Annotated in this window: 17 protein-coding genes; 11 read left to right on the top strand and 6 right to left on the bottom strand. The window is 57.3% G+C overall.

Annotated features, from left to right (window positions below):
* Positions 1–66 precede the first annotated feature (66 nt).
* Complete coding sequence (greB, locus tag KCG39_RS17035) at positions 67–546, bottom strand: transcription elongation factor GreB (RefSeq protein ID WP_004106676.1); 480 nt, start codon at positions 544–546, stop codon at positions 67–69.
* Between the two features lie 237 nt (positions 547–783).
* On the opposite strand from greB, the gene ompR reads away from it, so the two are divergent.
* Both ompR and envZ read left to right on the top strand, forming a co-directional pair.
* Positions 784–1,503 (top strand): osmolarity response regulator transcription factor OmpR, encoded by a 720-nt coding sequence (gene ompR, locus KCG39_RS17040; RefSeq protein WP_001157751.1) that lies wholly within the window; start codon positions 784–786, stop codon positions 1,501–1,503.
* The gene (envZ, locus tag KCG39_RS17045) at positions 1,500–2,861 is read left to right on the top strand and encodes a two-component system sensor histidine kinase EnvZ (RefSeq protein WP_004126293.1); all 1,362 of its coding nucleotides are present in this window, start codon (positions 1,500–1,502) and stop codon (positions 2,859–2,861) included. The genes ompR and envZ overlap by 4 nt, the downstream gene beginning before the upstream one ends.
* 167 nt (positions 2,862–3,028) lie before the next feature.
* Here the strand turns inward: envZ and KCG39_RS17050 are convergent, their stop codons facing one another.
* Positions 3,029–4,300 (bottom strand): acid phosphatase, encoded by a 1,272-nt coding sequence (locus KCG39_RS17050; protein WP_112165984.1) that lies wholly within the window; start codon positions 4,298–4,300, stop codon positions 3,029–3,031.
* 185 nt (positions 4,301–4,485) lie between these two features.
* Between KCG39_RS17050 and KCG39_RS17055 the strand changes: the two genes are divergently transcribed.
* Both KCG39_RS17055 and gorA read left to right on the top strand, forming a co-directional pair.
* Complete coding sequence (locus KCG39_RS17055; protein ID WP_009651758.1) at positions 4,486–5,328, top strand: 23S rRNA (adenine(2030)-N(6))-methyltransferase RlmJ; 843 nt, start codon at positions 4,486–4,488, stop codon at positions 5,326–5,328.
* A gap of 71 nt (positions 5,329–5,399) precedes the next feature.
* A complete protein-coding gene (gorA, locus tag KCG39_RS17060) occupies positions 5,400–6,752 on the top strand; it encodes a glutathione-disulfide reductase (protein WP_211811433.1) in 1,353 nt (450 codons plus the stop codon).
* A 51-nt stretch (positions 6,753–6,803) separates the two neighbouring features.
* Here gorA and KCG39_RS17065 read toward each other — a convergent pair whose 3' ends face one another.
* Positions 6,804–7,427, bottom strand: a complete 624-nt coding sequence (locus KCG39_RS17065; RefSeq protein ID WP_142446996.1) for a glutathione S-transferase family protein — start codon at positions 7,425–7,427, stop codon at positions 6,804–6,806.
* Between the two features lie 121 nt (positions 7,428–7,548).
* Here KCG39_RS17065 and KCG39_RS17070 point away from each other — a divergent pair, with 121 nt between their 5' ends.
* The 4 genes from KCG39_RS17070 (at position 7,549) to KCG39_RS17085 (ending at position 11,716) form a co-directional block, all read left to right on the top strand.
* Positions 7,549–8,697 carry an iron-containing alcohol dehydrogenase gene (locus KCG39_RS17070; RefSeq protein ID WP_142468090.1) on the top strand — a complete coding sequence of 383 codons (1,149 nt, stop codon included), beginning with the start codon at positions 7,549–7,551 and terminating at the stop codon, positions 8,695–8,697.
* A gap of 266 nt (positions 8,698–8,963) precedes the next feature.
* The gene (locus tag KCG39_RS17075) at positions 8,964–10,616 is read left to right on the top strand and encodes an alpha,alpha-trehalase (RefSeq protein WP_123828686.1); all 1,653 of its coding nucleotides are present in this window, start codon (positions 8,964–8,966) and stop codon (positions 10,614–10,616) included.
* Between the two features lie 68 nt (positions 10,617–10,684).
* Positions 10,685–11,212, top strand: coding sequence for a GNAT family N-acetyltransferase (locus KCG39_RS17080; protein ID WP_049114759.1), 528 nt, complete (start codon positions 10,685–10,687; stop codon positions 11,210–11,212).
* A 75-nt stretch (positions 11,213–11,287) separates the two neighbouring features.
* On the top strand, positions 11,288–11,716 hold the full coding sequence (locus KCG39_RS17085; RefSeq protein WP_004126306.1) for a lysozyme: 429 nt from the start codon (positions 11,288–11,290) through the stop codon (positions 11,714–11,716).
* Here KCG39_RS17085 and KCG39_RS17090 read toward each other — a convergent pair.
* The gene (locus tag KCG39_RS17090) at positions 11,713–12,321 is read right to left on the bottom strand and encodes a response regulator transcription factor (RefSeq protein WP_142446998.1); all 609 of its coding nucleotides are present in this window, start codon (positions 12,319–12,321) and stop codon (positions 11,713–11,715) included. The two genes, KCG39_RS17085 and KCG39_RS17090, sit on opposite strands and share 4 nt — an antisense overlap.
* A gap of 361 nt (positions 12,322–12,682) precedes the next feature.
* Positions 12,683–13,441 (bottom strand): SDR family NAD(P)-dependent oxidoreductase, encoded by a 759-nt coding sequence (locus tag KCG39_RS17095; RefSeq protein WP_004126309.1) that lies wholly within the window; start codon positions 13,439–13,441, stop codon positions 12,683–12,685.
* Between the two features lie 119 nt (positions 13,442–13,560).
* On the opposite strand from KCG39_RS17095, the gene KCG39_RS17100 reads away from it, so the two are divergent.
* The 3 genes from KCG39_RS17100 (at position 13,561) to KCG39_RS17110 (ending at position 17,336) form a co-directional block, all read left to right on the top strand.
* On the top strand, positions 13,561–14,460 hold the full coding sequence (locus tag KCG39_RS17100) for a LysR family transcriptional regulator (protein WP_049114761.1): 900 nt from the start codon (positions 13,561–13,563) through the stop codon (positions 14,458–14,460).
* Between the two features lie 251 nt (positions 14,461–14,711).
* Positions 14,712–15,743, top strand: coding sequence for an inner membrane protein YhjD (yhjD, locus tag KCG39_RS17105; protein ID WP_004126313.1), 1,032 nt, complete (start codon positions 14,712–14,714; stop codon positions 15,741–15,743).
* A gap of 270 nt (positions 15,744–16,013) precedes the next feature.
* Entirely contained in the window at positions 16,014–17,336 is a 1,323-nt protein-coding gene (locus tag KCG39_RS17110) for an MFS transporter (RefSeq protein WP_004126314.1), read from the top strand.
* Positions 17,337–17,385: 49 nt separating this feature from the next.
* Here the strand turns inward: KCG39_RS17110 and KCG39_RS17115 are convergent, their stop codons facing one another.
* Positions 17,386–19,437, bottom strand: coding sequence for an AsmA family protein (locus tag KCG39_RS17115; RefSeq protein ID WP_004126316.1), 2,052 nt, complete (start codon positions 19,435–19,437; stop codon positions 17,386–17,388).
* Positions 19,438–19,510 lie beyond the last annotated feature (73 nt).

The raw sequence follows: 19,510 nt of genomic DNA on the forward strand, positions 1-19,510 counted from the left end.
GATAGTTATACGGACTGACACGCTAAAATGCCAGCCGCGACCAAAGCCTCTCGGAATGTTCCGGGCCTATTTGGCTTTGACGTATTCAATTTCGTTCACGTACCAGGCCGCCTCGCCCGCGGGGGTGTTCACGATAGCTAAATCGCCGACCTCTTTTTTCAGCAGCGCGCGCGCCATTGGCGAATCAATGGAGATGTAGTCGTTGCGGCCAAAGATTTCATCGTAGCCGACAATCCGGAAACGCTTCGTCTCGCCCGCATCGTTTTCAATCTCCACCCATGCGCCGAAAAAGACCTTCCCCTCCTGCTGCGGCGAATAATCGACGATTTTCAGCTGCTCAAGGCACTTGGTCAGGTAGCGCACCCGGCGGTCAATTTCACGCAGGCGCTTTTTATTGTATTGGTAATCGGCGTTTTCACTGCGGTCGCCGAGGCTCGCCGCCCAGGTCACTTTTTTGGTGACTTCCGGACGTTCTTCGCGCCACAGAGTATCCATCTCTTTCTTCAGTTTTTCATACCCTTCACGGGTGATCAGCGGCGTTTTCATCGAAGGTTCCGGCTCCTGATTACAGATCTTTGTGCAATGCTGCGCACAATTCGTCGCACGTCATCATAGCAACAGGATAAATAATGTGTCTTATGCTTAAATGTATACTTAAGCTGCTGTTAAATATGCTTTGTAACAATTTAGCCTGGAATATATACCAGATTTCGCTGGTGGGCGACCCGGGCTTTTTTGAGAATACGTACTGACAATTGCAGTGAACCTTTGGGAGTATAAACAATGCAAGAGAATTATAAGATTCTGGTTGTCGATGACGACATGCGCCTGCGTGCGCTACTCGAACGTTATCTGACCGAGCAGGGCTTCCAGGTTCGTAGCGTGGCGAACGCTGAACAGATGGATCGCCTGCTGACCCGTGAATCCTTCCACCTCATGGTGCTGGATCTCATGCTGCCGGGCGAAGATGGCCTGTCCATTTGCCGCCGCCTGCGCAGCCAGAGCAACCCGATGCCGATCATTATGGTCACGGCGAAAGGGGAAGAAGTTGACCGTATCGTGGGCCTGGAAATCGGCGCCGACGACTACATCCCAAAACCGTTCAACCCGCGCGAGCTGCTGGCCCGTATCCGCGCCGTGCTGCGCCGCCAGGCTAACGAACTGCCGGGCGCGCCTTCGCAGGAAGAGGCGGTGATCGCCTTTGGTAAGTTCAAGCTGAACCTCGGCACCCGCGAGATGTTCCGCGAAGATGAGCCTATGCCGCTGACCAGCGGTGAATTCGCGGTACTGAAAGCGCTGGTGAGCCATCCGCGCGAACCCTTATCCCGCGATAAGCTGATGAACCTCGCCCGCGGCCGTGAATATTCGGCCATGGAACGTTCCATCGACGTACAGATCTCCCGCCTGCGCCGCATGGTGGAAGAAGACCCGGCGCATCCTCGCTATATCCAGACCGTTTGGGGCCTGGGCTACGTTTTCGTCCCGGACGGCTCTAAGGCATGAAACGCGTGCGCTTTTCGCCGCGAAGCTCGTTTGCCCGTACCCTGTTACTGATCGTCACCCTGCTGTTCGCCAGCCTGGTGACGACCTATTTAGTGGTGCTGAATTTCGCGATCCTGCCCAGTCTCCAGCAGTTTAATAAGGTTCTGGCCTACGAAGTGCGTATGCTGATGACCGATAAACTGCAGCTGGAAGACGGCACCCAGCTGGTGGTGCCGCCGGCGTTTCGCCGCGAGATTTACCGCGAGCTGGGCATTTCGCTCTATTCCAACGAAGCGGCGGAAGACGCAGGCCTGCGCTGGGCGCAGCATTATGAATTCTTAAGTCAGCAGATGGCGCACCAGCTCGGCGGGCCGACCGAAGTGCGGGTGGAAGTGAATAAAAGCTCGCCCGTGGTGTGGCTGAAAACCTGGCTCTCCCCCAATATCTGGGTGCGCGTACCGCTGACCGAAATCCACCAGGGCGACTTCTCGCCGCTGTTCCGCTACACCCTTGCCATCATGCTGCTGGCGATCGGCGGCGCCTGGCTCTTTATTCGTATTCAGAACCGACCGCTGGTCGACCTGGAGCACGCGGCGCTGCAGGTCGGGCGAGGCATTATTCCCCCGCCGCTGCGCGAATACGGCGCATCGGAAGTGCGGTCGGTGACCCGCGCTTTTAACCATATGGCGGCTGGCGTGAAGCAGTTGGCGGACGACCGTACGCTGCTGATGGCCGGCGTCAGCCATGATTTACGCACCCCTCTCACGCGTATTCGTCTGGCGACGGAGATGATGGGCGAAGAGGACGGCTACCTCGCCGAGTCGATTAATAAAGATATCGAAGAGTGTAACGCCATTATTGAACAGTTTATCGACTACCTGCGCACCGGTCAGGAGATGCCGATGGAGCTGACGGACCTTAACGCGGTGCTGGGGGAAGTGATTGCGGCGGAGAGCGGCTACGAGCGAGAGATCGCCACCGATCTGCAGCCGGGCGAGATCCCACTGCGCGTGCATCCGCTCTCCATCAAACGCGCGCTGGCGAATATGGTGGTCAACGCCGCCCGCTATGGCAACGGCTGGATTAAAGTCAGCAGCGGCAGCGAGGGGAACCGGGCCTGGTTCCAGGTAGAAGATGACGGTCCAGGGATTAAACCGGAGCAGCGTGAGCATTTGTTCCAGCCGTTCGTGCGCGGCGATAGCGCCCGAACGATTAGCGGAACCGGACTCGGCCTGGCTATCGTTCAGCGCATTATCGATAACCATAACGGTAAGCTGGAACTTGGCTCCAGCGAACGCGGCGGATTATTAATTCGCGCCTGGCTGCCGGTACCGATGAACCGCGCTCTGCCTGCGGTAAAATCCTCAAAAGAGAGCTAGATCGACCTTAAACCAACCCCATCCGGTACGCCCACATAAAACCGCCCGGCGGCGCTACGCTTGCCCGGGCCTACCGGAACAGCGGCTCCTGCAAACCCCGCATCGCCTTTGTAGCCGGGACAGGTGCGACAGCGCTGCCTCCGGGACAAGCCCCAATCGCGTTACGTTTAATGCGCTTTATTCGCCATCTGATACGCCGCCGGCAGATTCAGCCGCTGCCAGAACTGCTGAGCGTCGTTCTCACCGGAGAGCGGATACCCTGCGGGCAGCGCCGTTTTGACCATCAGCGCCCGACGCTGCGCGGCGGACAGATTCGGTAACGCAGCCTCCAGCAGCACTTCAGCCCCCTGCGGCACCTTCAGGCTCGGTTTTTCGCCCTTCTGCTGCGGCAGATCGTAGGTCATGGTAAAGCGATAAAACGCCTTCATCGCCGGGTCGCTATACGGATCGTCTTTTGCAGGCACCTTCGCGCACTCCGCCAGCGTCGTGCCGCACTCCTTCTCCAGCGCGGCGCGCAGCTGGTCGCGCGCCTCATTAAACAGCCCGCGATACTTCGCGTCATTCAAATAGTGGGCGACGTTGCGCTGCGCCACCATCCGCGAACCCATCACATCCAGCGGATAATGCACACCCAGCACGATGCGCGAATAGCCATAGCGGGCGCCGCGGGTCACTAGCGCGTCGAAGCGCTCCGGGATCATCTCCGCCATCAGCAGAGCGTCGGTATAGCCAGTGTTGGTGTGCCCGCTCGGAAACGAGCCGCCGTCGGCGGTATAGGGCTCATTGTCCTTAACGACCACATCGTCCGGCACCAGATGGATGGTATTGCCCTGAATCAGGAACGGGCGCGGGTTGTTAAAGTGCTTTTTCGCCGCCCCGGTACTCACTTCAGACGCTTTGATCAGCGCCGCCGCCTTACCGAGCTCGCCTTTGTCGTAGGCGGCGAGGAACGCTTTGCCGAGACGCGGCCCCAGCGCATCGCTGAGGAAGTAGAGATAGCCGATGCCCTCGGCATCCGCCAGCGCCTGATGTCGGGAGGTCTGTACGGCATCGCGATTGATGGCGGTGACCGTCGCCAGATTTTGCTCAATTACCGCCTTCGGCAACGTAGTGAACGCCGAGAGCAGCGCAATACCCGCCTGCTGGTTGGCTTTTGCCTGGAAGTCATAACCGCTGGCCTTCAGCCATGCGGTATCCGCCTGGGTTTTATTCTGTCTGGCGTGTTCGAGCTGGTCGCGAGTCAGAGTTACCGCATCGCCCTTCAGCGCGTTGCGCAGCTGCGACAGGCTTTGGCTCTCCAGCGCATCAAACGCCGGGCTGGCGGCGGCTGGCGTCACGCCGTTGGCGATTGCCGCCGCCTGATTCAAAGGAACCTCTTTCGCCAGCGCCGGCAGCGCCAGCATTAACGCCGATGCGAGTAGCGTGATGTGCAGTTTCATTATTTTTCCTTTTATTCAAACCATTACCTTGCCTTTACGTGACGCTAGCCCTTCTCTTTGACGCTTTTATGACACGGTTATGTTTTGCAACGCTTTAAGCGGAATGGAAACAGCGCGGCGGTAATCCAGGCCGATCTGCGGTAAACTATCGGTAATCTTGTCTAAATCCCGGAATCACCGTATCCATGCTCAGTTATCGTCATAGCTTTCACGCAGGCAACCACGCCGACGTTCTTAAACACACCGTTCAGAGCCTGATCATTGAATCGCTCAAAGAGAAAGAAAAACCGTTTCTTTATCTGGACACCCACGCCGGCGCAGGCCGCTATCAGCTGAGCAGCGAACACGCCGAGCGTACCGGTGAATATCTCGAAGGCATCGCCCGCATCTGGCAGCAGGATGACCTGCCCGCCGAGCTGGAGCCGTATATCTCCGTCGTTCAGCACTTCAACCGTAGCGGCCAGCTGCGCTACTACCCCGGCTCGCCGCTGATTGCTCGCCAGCTGCTGCGCGAGCAGGACAGCCTGCAGATGACCGAACTGCATCCCAGCGATTTTCCGCTACTGCGCGCCGAGTTTCAGAAAGACGACCGCGCCCGGGTTGAAAAAACCGATGGCTATCAGCAGCTGAAGTCTAAGCTGCCGCCGGTGTCTCGCCGTGGACTAGTGCTGATCGACCCGCCTTACGAAATCAAAAGCGATTACCAGGCGGTCGTGACCGGTATTCATGAAGGCTACAAACGCTTTGCCACCGGCACCTATGCGCTGTGGTATCCGGTGGTGCTACGGGCGCAGATTAAGCGCATGATCAAAGAGTTAGAGGCCACCGGCATTCGCAAAATTCTGCAAATCGAGCTGGCGGTGCGTCCGGACAGCGACCAGCGCGGAATGACCGCCTCCGGGATGATCGTCATCAACCCGCCGTGGAAGCTGGAGCAGCAGATGAACAACGTTCTGCCGTGGCTGCATAAAAAGCTGGTGCCGACCGGTATCGGCCATACCACCGTCAGCTGGATCGTGCCTGAGTAATCGCAGTCATCGGTGGAAACTATTGATTTCAGGTATACAATCGCGCCAATCAGACATTAAGGATAAGACTCATGAGCAAGCATTATGACTATATCGCCATTGGCGGCGGCAGCGGCGGTATCGCCTCCATTAACCGTGCCGCTATGTACGGCCAGAAGTGCGCGCTGATTGAAGCCAAAGACCTGGGCGGTACCTGCGTAAACGTCGGCTGCGTGCCGAAGAAAGTGATGTGGCATGCGGCGCAGATTCGCGAAGCTATCCATCTTTATGGCCCGGATTACGGTTTTGATACCACGATCAATCATTTCGATTGGGACAAGCTGGTCGCCAGCCGTAGCGCCTATATCGATCGTATCCATACCTCGTACGATAACGTGCTGGGCAAAAATAAGGTCGACGTGATTAAAGGCTTCGCCCGTTTTGTCGATGCGAAAACCATCGAAGTGAACGGCGAGACGATAACCGCCGATCATATTCTGATCGCCACTGGCGGCCGCCCGAGCCATCCGAACATTCCCGGCGTCGAATACGGGATTGATTCCGATGGTTTCTTCGAACTGCCGGCCCTGCCGAAACGCGTTGCGGTTGTCGGCGCAGGCTATATCGCCGTTGAGCTGGCGGGCGTGATTAACGGCCTGGGCGCGGAGACCCACCTGTTCGTGCGTAAACACGCGCCGCTGCGTAGCTTCGATCCGCTGATCGTGGAAACGCTGGTTGAGGTAATGAACGCCGAAGGCCCGCAGCTGCACACCAACGCCATTCCGCAAGCGGTAGTGAAGAACGCCGACGGCAGCCTGACCCTGGAACTGGAAGATGGCCGCAGCCAGACCGTGGACTGCCTGATTTGGGCGATCGGTCGCGAACCGGCGACCGATAACTTCAACCTCGCCGCGACCGGAGTGGAAACTCACGATAAAGGCTATATCGTCGTCGATAAGTTGCAGAACACCAGCGTTCCGGGTATTTACGCCGTCGGCGATAATACCGGCGCCGTCGAGCTAACCCCGGTCGCCGTCGCCGCAGGCCGTCGTCTCTCCGAGCGTCTGTTTAACAACAAGCCGGACGAACATCTGGACTACAGCAACATCCCGACCGTGGTGTTCAGCCATCCGCCTATCGGCACCGTCGGCTTAACCGAGCCGCAGGCGCGCGAGCAGTACGGCGATGAAGCGGTGAAAGTGTATAAATCCTCTTTCACCGCCATGTATACCGCCGTGACTTCACACCGCCAGCCGTGCCGCATGAAGCTGGTCTGCGTCGGCCCGGAAGAGAAGATTGTCGGTATTCACGGTATCGGCTTCGGGATGGACGAGATGCTGCAGGGCTTCGCGGTGGCGCTGAAGATGGGCGCAACCAAGAAAGACTTCGACAATACCGTGGCGATCCACCCAACCGCCGCGGAAGAGTTTGTGACGATGCGCTAAGACGGGCACCACGCATGAAAAAGAAGCTCTCCAGAGCTTCTTTTTTTATCTCTACGCCACGCCGTTATTGCCGTGACGCTTAAACGCCGGCCGCTGATTCAGCGCCATATACCAGCGCTCCACTTCCGCCATTTCAGGATGCGCGAACGGCGTCATTTTCCAGCGATGCACCGATAGGCCAAGGACAATATCCGCCAGCGAAAACTCGCTACCGGCAACCCATGCCCCGGTTTGCTGCAGCTGCGTATTAACGATCTGCACGCAGCGGGTCCAGGCGGCGATACTCTCTTTGATAGCCGCCGAGTCCTGGAAGCGCGGGTCCTTGCGCACCAGCCCCATAAAGGCGTAGCGCCAGGCCGTGTTAAATTCCGTTGCCTGCCAGTCCATCCAGTGCTCAACCTCGGCGGCAGCCCGCAGCGCCGTAGGGAGCAGGTCTTCCCGCCCGGCTTTGCGCGCCAGGTAGCGGCAGATGCTGTTCGACTCCCACAGCACAAAGTCGTCATCCAGCAGTACGGGCACCAGGCTGTTCGGGTTAAGGGCGCGAAACTCAGGCGTCTCGATGGACTGAAACCCGCTGCCGTAATCCTCCTGCTGATACTCAAGTCCCGCTTCCTCGCAGGTCCACAGCACTTTACGCACGTTAATTGATGAGCGTTTGCCCAGTATTTTTAGCATTCTCAGCAATTCCTCAATCAAAAGAGATAGTTGTTTCACAATACTGCATCGGCGACGCATGTACACCCGGATAATGTGTATAGTGGATTGCACGATTTTTCTCCAGGACAGGTTACCCGACATGTTGACCTCTTTTAACGTTTTAACACCGGGCAATATCCGCTTTGGACGCGGCCTTGCTCGTAGCGCCGCGCCCTGGCTCGCTGGACGCTCCGCGCAGATACTGCTGGTTCACGGCGCCAGCCTGCAGCGCGCAGAGTTTTTGTTAAGCGAACTCCACGCTCACCAGTTGCACGTCACCACGCTGTCTATCGCCCATGAACCCGACCTGCAGGATATTGAACGGGGCGTTCGTCTGGCGCGGGAAAAAGGCGTCGGCGCGGTGGTCAGCCTCGGCGGCGGCGCGGTTATTGATGCGGGCAAAGCGATTGCGGCGCTGGTTCCCGCTCAGGGGCCCGCTATCGAATATCTGGAAGTGGTGGGCTCCGGGCGGCTGTTGGAAACCAATCCGCTGCCGTTCGTCGCCATTCCCACCACGGCCGGTACCGGGGCGGAAGTCACAAAGAACGCGGTGATCAACGTCCCCGAGCAGCAGCGCAAGGTCAGCCTGCGCGATGACCGCATGCTGCCGGACCTGTCGATTGTCGACCCGTCGCTCACCGACAATACCCCGCGCGCGGTGACTCTCGCCTCCGGTCTCGACGCCATCACCCAGGTGATTGAGCCGTGGCTGTGCACCCGGGCGAATCCTTTTACCGACGCTCTCTGCCGGGAGGCGATCCCACGCGGCATCAAAGCGCTCAGAACGCTGATGCTAAAAGAGTGCCCGGATAGCCGCGATGAGATGGCATGGGTCAGCCTGTGCGGCGGACTGGCGTTAGCCAATGCCGGCCTCGGCGTGATTCACGGTCTGGCAGGCCCCTTAGGCGGTCTGAGCAACGCCGCCCACGGCGCGCTTTGCGGCAGCCTGCTCCCCTTCGGCCTGGCGCTCAATGAAACCCAGGTTAATGACGAAAAAATCCGCCAGCGTTTTGCCGACGTACGCCAGTGGCTGGCGGCGGGGCTGGACGTTGACCCGAACGACGCCTGGGAGAGCCTGCGCGAATGGAGCCAGCGCGCCGGGCTGGGTAACCTGCGCGAGCTCGGCGTCTCCCGCGAAGCGCTGGAACCCGCGGCTCTCGCCGCCAGCAGCTCGTCATCAATGAAGGCTAACCCGGTCGTGCTAACCAGCGAGCAGCTGCTGGAGATGCTGGAAGCCGCGTGGGAGTAAGAGCTTTATTGCTAAAGCGCCCGGAAATTTAGATTTTGTTGCAAAACGAAATCTCCGAATTTTTCGGCACAATACGAAGCGGTTAAAACGGTTTTAATGCGCCAGGTCAAATAGTTAAAGCACAAACCCCGGGCTGAAGGTTTAGAAAAAAGCGTGATACACCTCACACTTCTCTTTTCGTTTCCCGCTGCGAATGTCTAAGCTTAATAGACAGGTCGGGCGCGCCCGGCATCCTCTACTGACGCAATCCGGAGGTCCGTACCACTATGTTCAGCCAGAAATTACGCAACGTTGATGACGATGAGCTCAGGATCGAAAACGATCCGTGCTACGAAGCCGATCCGTATGAGTTAAAGCTGGATGAAATGTTCGACGCCGAACCCGAACCGGAGATCATCGAAGGGCTGCCCGCCTCGGATGCCCTGACCCCTGCCGATCGCTATCTGGAACTGTTCGCTCACGTCCAGAAGTCACGCATTTTCGCCGATAGCAAAACCTTCCCCGACTGCGCGCCGAAGCAGGACCCGCTGGATATTTTGATTCACTACCGTCGCGTAAGGCGCACTCCCGGATTCGATCTCCGCCAGTTCGTTGAAGATCACTTTTGGCTGCCGGATAGCCGTGCCGAGGATTACGTCTCCGATCCTAATCGAACGTTAAAAGAGCATATTGATAACCTGTGGCCCGTGCTGACCCGCGAGCCGCAGGATCATATTCCCTGGTCGTCGCTGCTGGCGCTGCCGCAGTCTTATATCGTTCCCGGCGGCCGTTTTAGCGAAACCTACTACTGGGATTCCTACTTCACCATGCTGGGGCTGGCGGAAAGCGGCCGTGGAGATCTGCTGAAGTGTATGGCCGACAACTTCGCGTGGATGATTGAAATTTATGGCCATATTCCCAACGGCAACCGCACTTATTATCTCAGCCGCTCGCAGCCCCCGGTGTTTGCCCTGATGGTTGAACTGTTTGAAGAAGATGGCGTCCGCGGCGCTAAACGATACCTTGACCATCTGCAGATGGAGTACAGTTTCTGGATGGACGGCGCGGAATCGCTGATCCCCAATCAGGCCTACCGCCATGTGGTGCGTATGCCGGACGGCTCGCTGCTGAACCGCTACTGGGACGATCGCGATACGCCGCGCGATGAGTCATGGCGGGAAGATGTCGAAACGGCAAAACACTCCGGCCGCCCGCCAAACGAGGTCTATCGCGACCTGCGCGCCGGGGCGGAGTCCGGCTGGGATTACTCCAGCCGTTGGCTGCGGGATATCACCCGGCTGGCGAGCATCCGCACCACCCAGTTTATCCCCATCGATTTGAACGCCTTTCTGTTCAAGCTGGAGAACACCATCGCCAACCTCTCCGGCCTCAAGGGCGACCGGGAAACAGAGGCCGCGTTTCGCCAGAAGGCCAGCGACCGCCGGGCGGCGGTAACCCGCTATCTGTGGGATGACGAAAGCGGCTGTTTTCGCGATTACGACTGGCGCCGCGAGCAGCTGGCGCTGTTTTCCGCCGCCAGCATCGTCGCGCTCTACGTCGGCATGGCGACCCATGAACAGGCCGACAGGCTCGCCGACGCGGTACGCGCTCGCCTGCTCACTCCGGGCGGTATTATGGCGACCGAATATGAAAGCGGCGAACAGTGGGATAAACCCAACGGCTGGGCGCCGCTGCAGTGGATGGCGGTACAGGGTTTTAAAATGTACGGCCAGGATCCGCTCGGCGATGAAATAGCGCAGAGCTGGCTGCAAACGGTGAATCATTACTATAAACAGCACTACAAGCTGATTGAAAAGTACCATATCGCCAGCGCCACACCCCACGAAGGCGGAGGGGGTGAATATCCCCTCCAGGACGGGTTCGGCTGGACTAACGGCGTGGTGCGCCGGCTTATCGGCCTGTACGGCGAGCCGTTGTAAAAGCTCGCTATTCGAGGAGTCGATGTCCTGCTATGTTCATGACATCGACTTTCGCCGGAACCCCTGCCATGCCTGAACTGATGACCCCACGCCTGCGCTGCTCGCCGCTGCAGCTTGACGACTGGCCCTTTTTTCTCAGCTTACAGCAAGACCCCGAGGTCATGCTCTACGTCGCGGATCCTCGCCCGGTAGCGGAAATTCGCGACGCTTTTGATTCGCGGCTTCCCGCGTGGTCGCCGGGGGCGCCCCACTGGCTGTGCCTGGTGGTGCGCGACCGCTATACCCACGCCCCCCTTGGCCTCACCGGTTATCATCACCATGCCCCCGACAGCGCTGAAGCGGGTTTTCTGTTCGCTCCCCATGCACAGGGCCAGGGTTACGGCTATGAGTCTCTGCGCGCGCTATGCGATTACGCCTTCTCCACGGGCGGCATCCGGCGGCTTACGGCAACCGTCACCGCGGGCAACCTTGCGTCAAAAAATCTGCTCCAAAAAGTGGGTTTTCATCAGGAAGGCGAGCTGCGCGAATGCTACTGGCTCAACGGTCGCTGGCATAATGATTGGCTTTTTGGCCTGCTGCACCGCGATTACAACTAGCCTGGGCCATCTGGCGAATAGGGCGCGACGGACTTTTCCTCTACACTGCAGGCCGACAACAGAGGAAGGCAATAAATGTTCCCGACGATACCGCCGCTAAGCCTGCAGGGCCTCGAGTTTATTAAGCGCGCCCAGGGATTATCGCTCGTCCCCTATCGGGACGAAAACGGCCTGCGCGTGATTGGCTACGGCCACGTTCTCAACGATTTCGAGACGTTCAGCCACTTCACGCGCGAGGTCGCGGAGACCTTACTTACCGTGGATCTACTGCAATGCCAGCGCGAGCTTAAGCGCAGCCTTCGGGTTACGCTTAATCAAGCGCAATATGATGCGCTGGTCTCTTTAGCCTTTAGCTGCGGGCCAGCGTCTCCGGCGCTTAATCTCGTTTTGACGCATCTTAACCAGCAGCGGTTCGCTGAGGCGCTTAAAGCATGGGAAAATATTCGCAGCGGACGCGAACAGCGTCGCGAAGAGTGCGCACGATTCAAAGCCAGAACCGATTAAGTTTCGCTAATGCTATTAAAAATCATCGCCGCCTGGGTACGATTCTTCACGTCAAGCCGGCGATAGAGCGACTCAAGGTGGGCCTTTACCGTGCCGGCGCTAATATTTAACGTACGGCTAATCTCTTTATTTGAATCACCGGCGGCCAGCAGCTGTAAAATCTCACGCTGGCGCTGGCTTAAATGAACCCATTTATTATCCCGTGCATCCGCCGTCATTAGCCAATCGCCCGGTAAACAGAGCAGCCCCTGCAGTACGCTGTTGATCGCCTGAGCGAAAGTTTGCAAACCTTCCTCGCGTTGCACGATGGCCCGCACATTGTAAGACAGCGCGCGCTGTAGCCAGTTCTTATTATTGTCAGAAACAATTAACAGTACCTGAGATTGCGGGAAGCGAAGCTGTTTTTCCTGCAACAACCAACAGCAAAACTCACTGTGCATATCACCATCCAGAATGAGCAGCGCGTCAGGGTGCGTCGTCAGCGTCTGCCAGAGCTGTTCAGACTGACAGGTGCCAAAAAGATCAATTTCAGGAATGTATTGCTGAAGGCCAATTTTCATTCCATGAATAAATATCGACTGCCTGTCAAACATAATTACCTGCATGGATTTCTCTCCATCAAAGAAATGCCCGATTTAATCAGGGGGAAGGGGAATATCAGCAAGTAAAATAAGCGCTCGCTGTTTGGCCTGGGGCATTTTACCGATAGAGAGGATTAACTGAATATCATAACAATGAATAGTTACAGGCCTTGTTGATACCATTACTTATTCACAATAATTATTACATTTAAATTAAGGAAATCCTTAATTACCAGGCAAGAAAAGAATAAAACATAATATTAATTACTCTATTTTAAACGATCCCGGAAACGCAGGCGATGGCAAAGTGAGGAAAGTATGTTACGGAGTAAGAAAACGCATGAAATGCGCGTTGCCCCGCCATCATTGATGGAGGGGCGTTCGATCACAAAAACATCCCGCCTGAAACTTCTACGCGCTGGGCGTTCATCCAGCGCAGGTCATCGCTCAGTAGCGCGGCGATGGCATCGCCAATATCATCCGGAAGCCCTACTCTTCCCAGCGCCGTTTGCGCGGCAATATGCTGATTAACCTGGGCGTTATCCCTCACCACGCCGCCGCCAAAATCGGTTTCAATCGCGCCAGGCGCAATGATATTGACCGAAATTCCGCGTTCCCCCAGCTCTTTCGCCTGATAGCGCGTCAGCACCTCCATCGCCCCTTTCATTGAGGCATAGGCCGCGTAGCCCGGGAGAGCAAAACGCGCCAGCCCGCTGGAAACATTGAGGATCCGCCCGCCGTCCTGCAATAACGGCAGCAGGCGTTGGGTGAGGAAGAAAGGCCCTTTAAACTGGATGTTCATTAATTCATCAAACTGCGCTTCGCTGGTTTCAGCAAAAGGAATATTCAGACCAATTCCGGCATTGTTCAATAAATAGTCGAAGGTATCCCGTTTCCAGCGCTCCCGCAGTACCTCCGCCACCTGCTGAGCAAAAGCATCGAAACTGCCGACATCACCGACGTTTAACGGTAATGCCGCGGCTTTCACGCCTGTTCGTTCAATTTCAGCCACCACGTCCAGCGCATCCTGCCGGTTACTGCGCCAGGTCAGAATAATATCAGTTCCCTTCGCCGCCAGTTTCAATGCGGCGTTTTTTCCCAATCCACGGCTGCCGCCGGTGACTAAAGCGATACGTTGTGCCATCAGAAAACCCCTTCTCGGTTGCGTTTGCATAGTTGAAGAGCTTATTAGCTGCTATAACAACAATAAATATGGCAAATTACGTTTTACTGTTTCTTATTGAACAACAATAGGTCGCCGGGATGGATAAAATTCACGCAATGCAGCTGTTTATTAGGGTAGCTGAGCTGGAAAGTTTTTCCCGCGCCGCCGACACTCTTGGCCTGCCGAAAGGAAGCGTATCGCGCCAGATTCAGGCGCTGGAGAGCCACCTTGGCGCTCGCCTGCTGCACCGCACGACCCGCCGGGTGCAGCTAACCCAGGACGGCATGGTTTACTATGAACGCGCCAGAGACCTGCTGAGCAATCTTGAGGAGCTCGACGGTATGTTTCAGCTCGACCCCTCCAGCATCAGCGGACGTCTGCGGATCGACATGCCTGTCGCAGTCGCGAAAAAGCTGGTCATTCCGCAGCTGCCGGCGTTTTTGCAGCAGTATCCGGGCATCGAACTGGAGCTCAGCAGCAGCGATCGGTTAGTCGATGTGGTCCGCGAGGGCTTTGACTGCGTGGTACGCGTCGGTACGCTGAAAGATTCCGGGCTGATCGCGCGGCCGCTGGGTAAGCTCACGCAAATTAACTGCGCCAGCCCGCAGTATCTGACGCGCTTTGGCTATCCGCAGTCGCTGGACGATCTCGCGGATCATGCGCTGATCCACTACGCCAGCAATCTGGGCGTTCGTCCTCTCGGATTTGAAGTGGTCAGCGATGGCGCGGTTCGCTGGGTTAAAGCGGGCGGCGTGCTTACGGTCAATAGTACCGAGACCTATCAGGCGTCATGTCTGGCAGGACTGGGGATTATTCAGGTTCCACGGGTAGGCGTTCGCGAAATGCTGCGCAGCGGAGAACTGATCGAAATTCTTCCCCACTACCGCGCCGAACCGCTGCCGGTGTCGCTCATTTACCCGCACCGGCGTAATCTCTCGCGGCGGGTACATCTGTTTATGGAGTGGCTCGGCGGGCTGATGAAAAACTACGTTGATTAGTCCGCATGATGAAAAATCCGTATTTGAGAGCGTGCCGATATTTTCTGCCGGATGCCGAATGAGGCCTGAATCAGAATGAAAAACCAGCTATAACATCACGTTATCAACTTCCTGTAGCTCCGCACAATGGCAGAAGAGCGCGCTTCAACCGCCCTCTGATTCATACAACGGATGGCTCCAGTACGCCTTATCCGCGATTTTACGTATATAATTTTTGAAGAATATCGCTGTAAAAAAGGAAGAAATAATTTATGACGCCGGAAAACGACGCTCAACGCCCAACCGAGGATCCGGGCCAGCAGCCGGAAAAAAACAAAAGCGCGATGGCTGCGATAAACGACTCTACCGTGGCGAAAAAAGCCAACCAGGCGCTGAAAAGCGTCACCGGAACGGCGGAAAAAGTTCAGCGTAACCATATGGTCGCCCATATTATCCGCGCCGCAGAGCGCTTCAACGACAGGCTGGGTAATCAGTTTGGCGCGGCGATCACCTACTTCTCGTTTTTATCGATGATCCCGATTCTGATGGTCTCTTTTGCGGCCGCCGGTTTTGTGCTGGCCTCGCATCCCACGCTGCTACAGGACATTTTCGATAAAATCCTGCTGAACGTTAGCGATCCGACACTCGCCGCAACGCTGAAAAATACCATCAACACCGCCGTACAGCAGCGCACCGCCGTCGGGATCGTGGGTCTTCTGGTGGCGCTCTACTCCGGCATTAACTGGATGGGCAACCTGCGTGAGGCCATTCGCGCCCAGTCGCGCGATGTCTGGGAGCGCACGCCGCAGGATCAGGAGAAAATCTGGGTAAAGTATTTCCGCGACTTTATCTCGCTGATCGGCCTGCTGGTGGCGCTGGTTATTACCTTGTCGATCACCTCTATCGCCGGCTCGGCGCAGCAGATGATTATCTCGGCGCTTTATCTTGATTACATTGAGTGGCTGAAACCGGCGTGGCGGCTTATTGGCCTGGCGATTTCCATCTTCGCCAACTATCTGCTGTTTTTCTGGATTTTCTGGCGGCTCCCGCGCCACCGTCCTCGCCGTAAGGCGCTGATTCGCGGCACCCTGATTGCGGCCGTCGGCTTTGAGATAATCAAAATCATCATGACCTGGACGCTACCTGCGCTGGTGAAATCTCCCTCTGGGGCGGCATTCGGGTCGGTGTTGGGGATAATGGCCTTCTTCTATTTTTTCGCCCGCCTGACGCTGTTCTGCGCCGCATGGATTGCGACCGCCGAATATAAAGACGACCGCCGGATGCCGGGCAAAGCCCACGACTAAACCATCACTGGGCTGAATAAAAGACGCAAAATTCAGCCCAACCTGGCATTTCAGCATATAAATCCAACATGTAACTTTTATTTAACCAAAACCTGGTTTTATCGACCATTATTTGAATTTTGTGAAGCATTTCATAGAAGTTATTTTTCTGGCACAGAAATTATTCACTTTTTGCTTCTTTTTTCGCCTCTCTCGCCCCTTGTTACAGATTGAAATGTCCCAAAGGCTGTGGCTATATGGCCTTTCGTTCGCAAAAAATAAGAAAGATCTATGCAAGCCACAGCCACAACACTCGACAACGCGCAGGACACCGTACCGGTTAACTCACGCAATAAAGTCGTCGTCGCCTCACTCATTGGTACCGCCATCGAGTTCTTCGACTTCTACATCTATGCCACCGCGGCGGTTATCGTATTCCCGCACATTTTCTTCCCGCAGGGCGATCCCGCCGCCGCGACGCTACAATCGCTGGCCACCTTCGCTATCGCCTTTATCGCACGCCCTATCGGTTCAGCGGTCTTTGGCCACTTCGGCGACCGCGTAGGCCGTAAAGCGACCCTCGTCGCCTCGCTGCTGACGATGGGGATCTCCACCGTGGTTATCGGCCTGCTGCCCGGCTATGAAACCATTGGCATTATGGCGCCGGTGCTGCTGGCGCTGGCGCGCTTTGGCCAGGGGCTCGGCCTTGGCGGCGAATGGGGCGGCGCGGCGCTGCTGGCGACGGAAAACGCTCCGCCGCGCAAACGCGCGCTGTACGGCTCTTTCCCACAGCTGGGCGCGCCGATTGGCTTCTTCTTCGCTAACGGCACCTTCCTGCTGCTCTCCTGGCTGCTGACCGACCAGCAGTTTATGGAGTGGGGCTGGCGTATGCCGTTTATCTTCTCCGCCGTGCTGGTGATTATCGGCCTGTACGTCCGCGTTTCGCTGCACGAGTCGCCGGTATTCGCTAAGGTTGCCGCCGCGAAGAAACAGGTCAAAATCCCGCTGGGCACGCTGCTGACCAAACACGTCCGCGTGACGGTGCTCGGCACGTTTATCATGCTGGCGACCTACACGCTGTTTTACATCATGACCGTCTACTCCATGACCTTCAGTACCGCCGCCGCGCCGATTGGCCTCGGTTTGCCGCGTAACGAAGTGCTGTGGATGCTGATGATGGCGGTTATCGGTTTTGGCGTGATGGTGCCGGTTGCGGGCCTGCTGGCGGATGCATTTGGTCGTCGTAAGAGCATGGTTGTGATCACGACCCTGATCATTCTCTTCGCGCTGTTTGCCTTTAAACCGCTGCTTGGTTCCGGTAACCCGCTGCTGGTCTTTGCCTTCCTGCTGATTGGCCTGAGCCTGATGGGGCTGACGTTTGGCCCAATGGGCGCGCTGCTGCCGGAGCTGTTCCCGACGGAAGTTCGCTATACCGGCGCATCGTTCTCCTACAACGTCTCGTCGATCCTCGGGGCGTCCGTCGCGCCGTATATCGCCGCCTGGCTGCAGGGTAACTACGGTCTGCCTGCAGTCGGACTCTATCTGGCCGCCATGGCGGCGCTGACGATGATCGCGCTGCTGCTGACTCACGAAACGCGCCACCAGTCGCTGTAATTCTCCACTCGCTCCCCTGACCATCCGGCCAGGGGAGTCACCTTGCCGACTATTTTTTCATCTGCGACAGTATGGTCCGGCACTGATTCGCCTCGCCTTCGGCGGGTGAGATCAGCGCCAGCAGCGCGGCGGCTGGCGTCACCAGCGTCGCCAGCGCCGCCGCCACAGCGCCGCGTGCAATCAGCGGACCCGCCTTCACGCCCGCGTTCGGCGACTTAAAGCTACCGCGCACGTAGAGCGGTGAGCGCAGAGTGATAATGCGGAATCCCTTGCTTTCCGGATCGATGGTCAGGTCGAGCTGCTCCGACGCAAAGCTGGCGGTACCGGTGACGTTGATCAGCGCGTTTTCGGTATCAAAAGCAAATACCTGCGGCCGGGCGACACCGTTGACCACGTCGATATTGGCCGCCGCGCAGTTTACCCGCACCTCATCGTCGCCAAAGATCTGCCCGATGATATAGTTGCCGACGTTCAGACCGAGGATTTCCATCAGGTTGCGGCTGATTAGCCCGTCGTTCATCAGCAGCTTCAGGTTACCGTTACTGTTGCCCAGCAGCGCGGCGACGGAGTTGCCGGTACCGCGAAGCTGCACATCGCCGTTCATTTCGCCGAGGGTTTTCTGCATCATCTCCACGTTTGGCATCAGCGCTTTCAGCTTCAGGCGGCGCGCCTGCAGGTTCGCCGTCCCCTGCAACGGTTTTTTATCCCCCGCCAGATGAATGCTGCCGGCAATGGTGCCGTTGGCCAACCCCAGACGCAGCGGCTGCAGGCGCAGGTCGCCCCGTTCGAGGATCACGTGGGTGGAGAGGTCGCTGATAGGGAGCGTGCCGCCGTGCTCAATGCGCCGTCCTTTAAAGCGCACATCGGCATCCATCACCTGCCACTTATCGGTTTCAAAGCGGTCATACGGCAACACTTTTCCGGCCGGCTGCGGAGAGGACTCGCCTTTACGCTGTTCGGTTTTGCTCCCTTTGCCGCCGGAGTCGACGCCAATCAGCGGTCCCAGATCCGCCAGCCTTAGCTGCCTGGACTCCAGGTCACCCTCCAGCTTAGGTCGGGGTTTACCGGTGGTGTAGGTCAGGGAGCCGTGGATATCGCTCTCGCCGATACGGCCATTAAAGTCCTGATAGGCGAAGCGTGAACCGGCCTTATCCTTGAAGGTGGCCCGTAGATGCCCGTCGGTCGAAAACGCCGGCGTATCCGGCAGCAGTACGCCGGTCAGGTCGTAGAGATCGCCCAGCGAATCACCGGAGAACTTCAACCGTAGATCGACTCCACCGAGGTTAAGCGGGTCGCTGACCGTGCCGGTAAAAGCGACCCGGGTATTGCCGGAGCGAAAATCCCCCTGCAGCGGGAACGGCGTGCCTTCGCTGCGCAGCGCCAGCATGCCGCCGATTTTGCCGTTACCGGCAAGCGGCTGCCCGTTGTAGCTGCCTTTCGCCTGCAGGCCGAAGACGTAATCGCCCACTTTCTGCGACTGCCCTTTCCCCTTTTCACCAGTCACCTCGCTAAACGCCAGCGGCTTACCGAGCGGGTCAACCACAATCGTCACGTCTGCGCGCGACACCTTGTCGTCGATAGCAATCTTGCCGCGGTCAAACAGAATATTGTCGAGACGGAAAGACCAGCTGGAAGGCGGCGCATCTTTCTCCGACGCCCCCGCCGAGGCCAGGTCAAAGGTCCAGTTGTTGGTCTTCTCCGACAGTCGAATCAGTCGCGCGTCGGGCTGTTCAAGCTTTATCCACGGCAGATAGACCGTTTTGCTAAGCAGCGCCAGCGGGGCGAGCGTCGCCTCAACGCGCGGCAGATGGACCATCGTGACCTGTGGGATATCAGGCGGGTTGCCGAGGACGATATCTTCGGCGTGAACGTGCGGCCAGGGGATCCAGCTTCGCCAGCCGCTTTCACCGGGCTGGCGTTCCCAGACGACGCCCAGATCGCCGCGAATAGCAAACGGGCGGTTCAGCTCGGCCGATACTTTCTGATTAATCGTCGGCTTCAGGCGGTTCCAGTCAAAGGTCGCCAGCACGATAAAAAACAAAACGATCAGTATGACTATCGTTCCAGAAATAATAGCAACGGTTTTTCGGGTTCTGCTCATCCCTTCTGCACTCCTTTTGCGTATCGCCAGTCCTGAATATAGTTGAGAAACGCCAGTTGCTCCGTCGAATGAG

Source organism: Klebsiella pasteurii, from assembly GCF_018139045.1.
Taxonomy (GTDB): domain Bacteria; phylum Pseudomonadota; class Gammaproteobacteria; order Enterobacterales; family Enterobacteriaceae; genus Klebsiella; species Klebsiella grimontii.

Coding starts and splice junctions, on each gene's coding strand:
- KCG39_RS17065 (WP_142446996.1), bottom strand. CDS start 7,427: ATGCTAAAAATACTGGGCAAACGCTCATCAATTAACGTGCGTAAAGTG.
- KCG39_RS17095 (WP_004126309.1), bottom strand. CDS start 13,441: ATGGCACAACGTATCGCTTTAGTCACCGGCGGCAGCCGTGGATTGGGA.
- KCG39_RS17100 (WP_049114761.1), top strand. CDS start 13,561: ATGGATAAAATTCACGCAATGCAGCTGTTTATTAGGGTAGCTGAGCTG.
- KCG39_RS17050 (WP_112165984.1), bottom strand. CDS start 4,300: ATGAAACTGCACATCACGCTACTCGCATCGGCGTTAATGCTGGCGCTG.
- KCG39_RS17085 (WP_004126306.1), top strand. CDS start 11,288: ATGTTCCCGACGATACCGCCGCTAAGCCTGCAGGGCCTCGAGTTTATT.
- yhjD (WP_004126313.1), top strand. CDS start 14,712: ATGACGCCGGAAAACGACGCTCAACGCCCAACCGAGGATCCGGGCCAG.
- envZ (WP_004126293.1), top strand. CDS start 1,500: ATGAAACGCGTGCGCTTTTCGCCGCGAAGCTCGTTTGCCCGTACCCTG.
- KCG39_RS17115 (WP_004126316.1), bottom strand. CDS start 19,437: ATGAGCAGAACCCGAAAAACCGTTGCTATTATTTCTGGAACGATAGTC.
- KCG39_RS17080 (WP_049114759.1), top strand. CDS start 10,685: ATGCCTGAACTGATGACCCCACGCCTGCGCTGCTCGCCGCTGCAGCTT.
- KCG39_RS17055 (WP_009651758.1), top strand. CDS start 4,486: ATGCTCAGTTATCGTCATAGCTTTCACGCAGGCAACCACGCCGACGTT.
- KCG39_RS17075 (WP_123828686.1), top strand. CDS start 8,964: ATGTTCAGCCAGAAATTACGCAACGTTGATGACGATGAGCTCAGGATC.
- KCG39_RS17070 (WP_142468090.1), top strand. CDS start 7,549: ATGTTGACCTCTTTTAACGTTTTAACACCGGGCAATATCCGCTTTGGA.
- ompR (WP_001157751.1), top strand. CDS start 784: ATGCAAGAGAATTATAAGATTCTGGTTGTCGATGACGACATGCGCCTG.
- greB (WP_004106676.1), bottom strand. CDS start 546: ATGAAAACGCCGCTGATCACCCGTGAAGGGTATGAAAAACTGAAGAAA.
- KCG39_RS17090 (WP_142446998.1), bottom strand. CDS start 12,321: ATGCAGGTAATTATGTTTGACAGGCAGTCGATATTTATTCATGGAATG.
- KCG39_RS17110 (WP_004126314.1), top strand. CDS start 16,014: ATGCAAGCCACAGCCACAACACTCGACAACGCGCAGGACACCGTACCG.
- gorA (WP_211811433.1), top strand. CDS start 5,400: ATGAGCAAGCATTATGACTATATCGCCATTGGCGGCGGCAGCGGCGGT.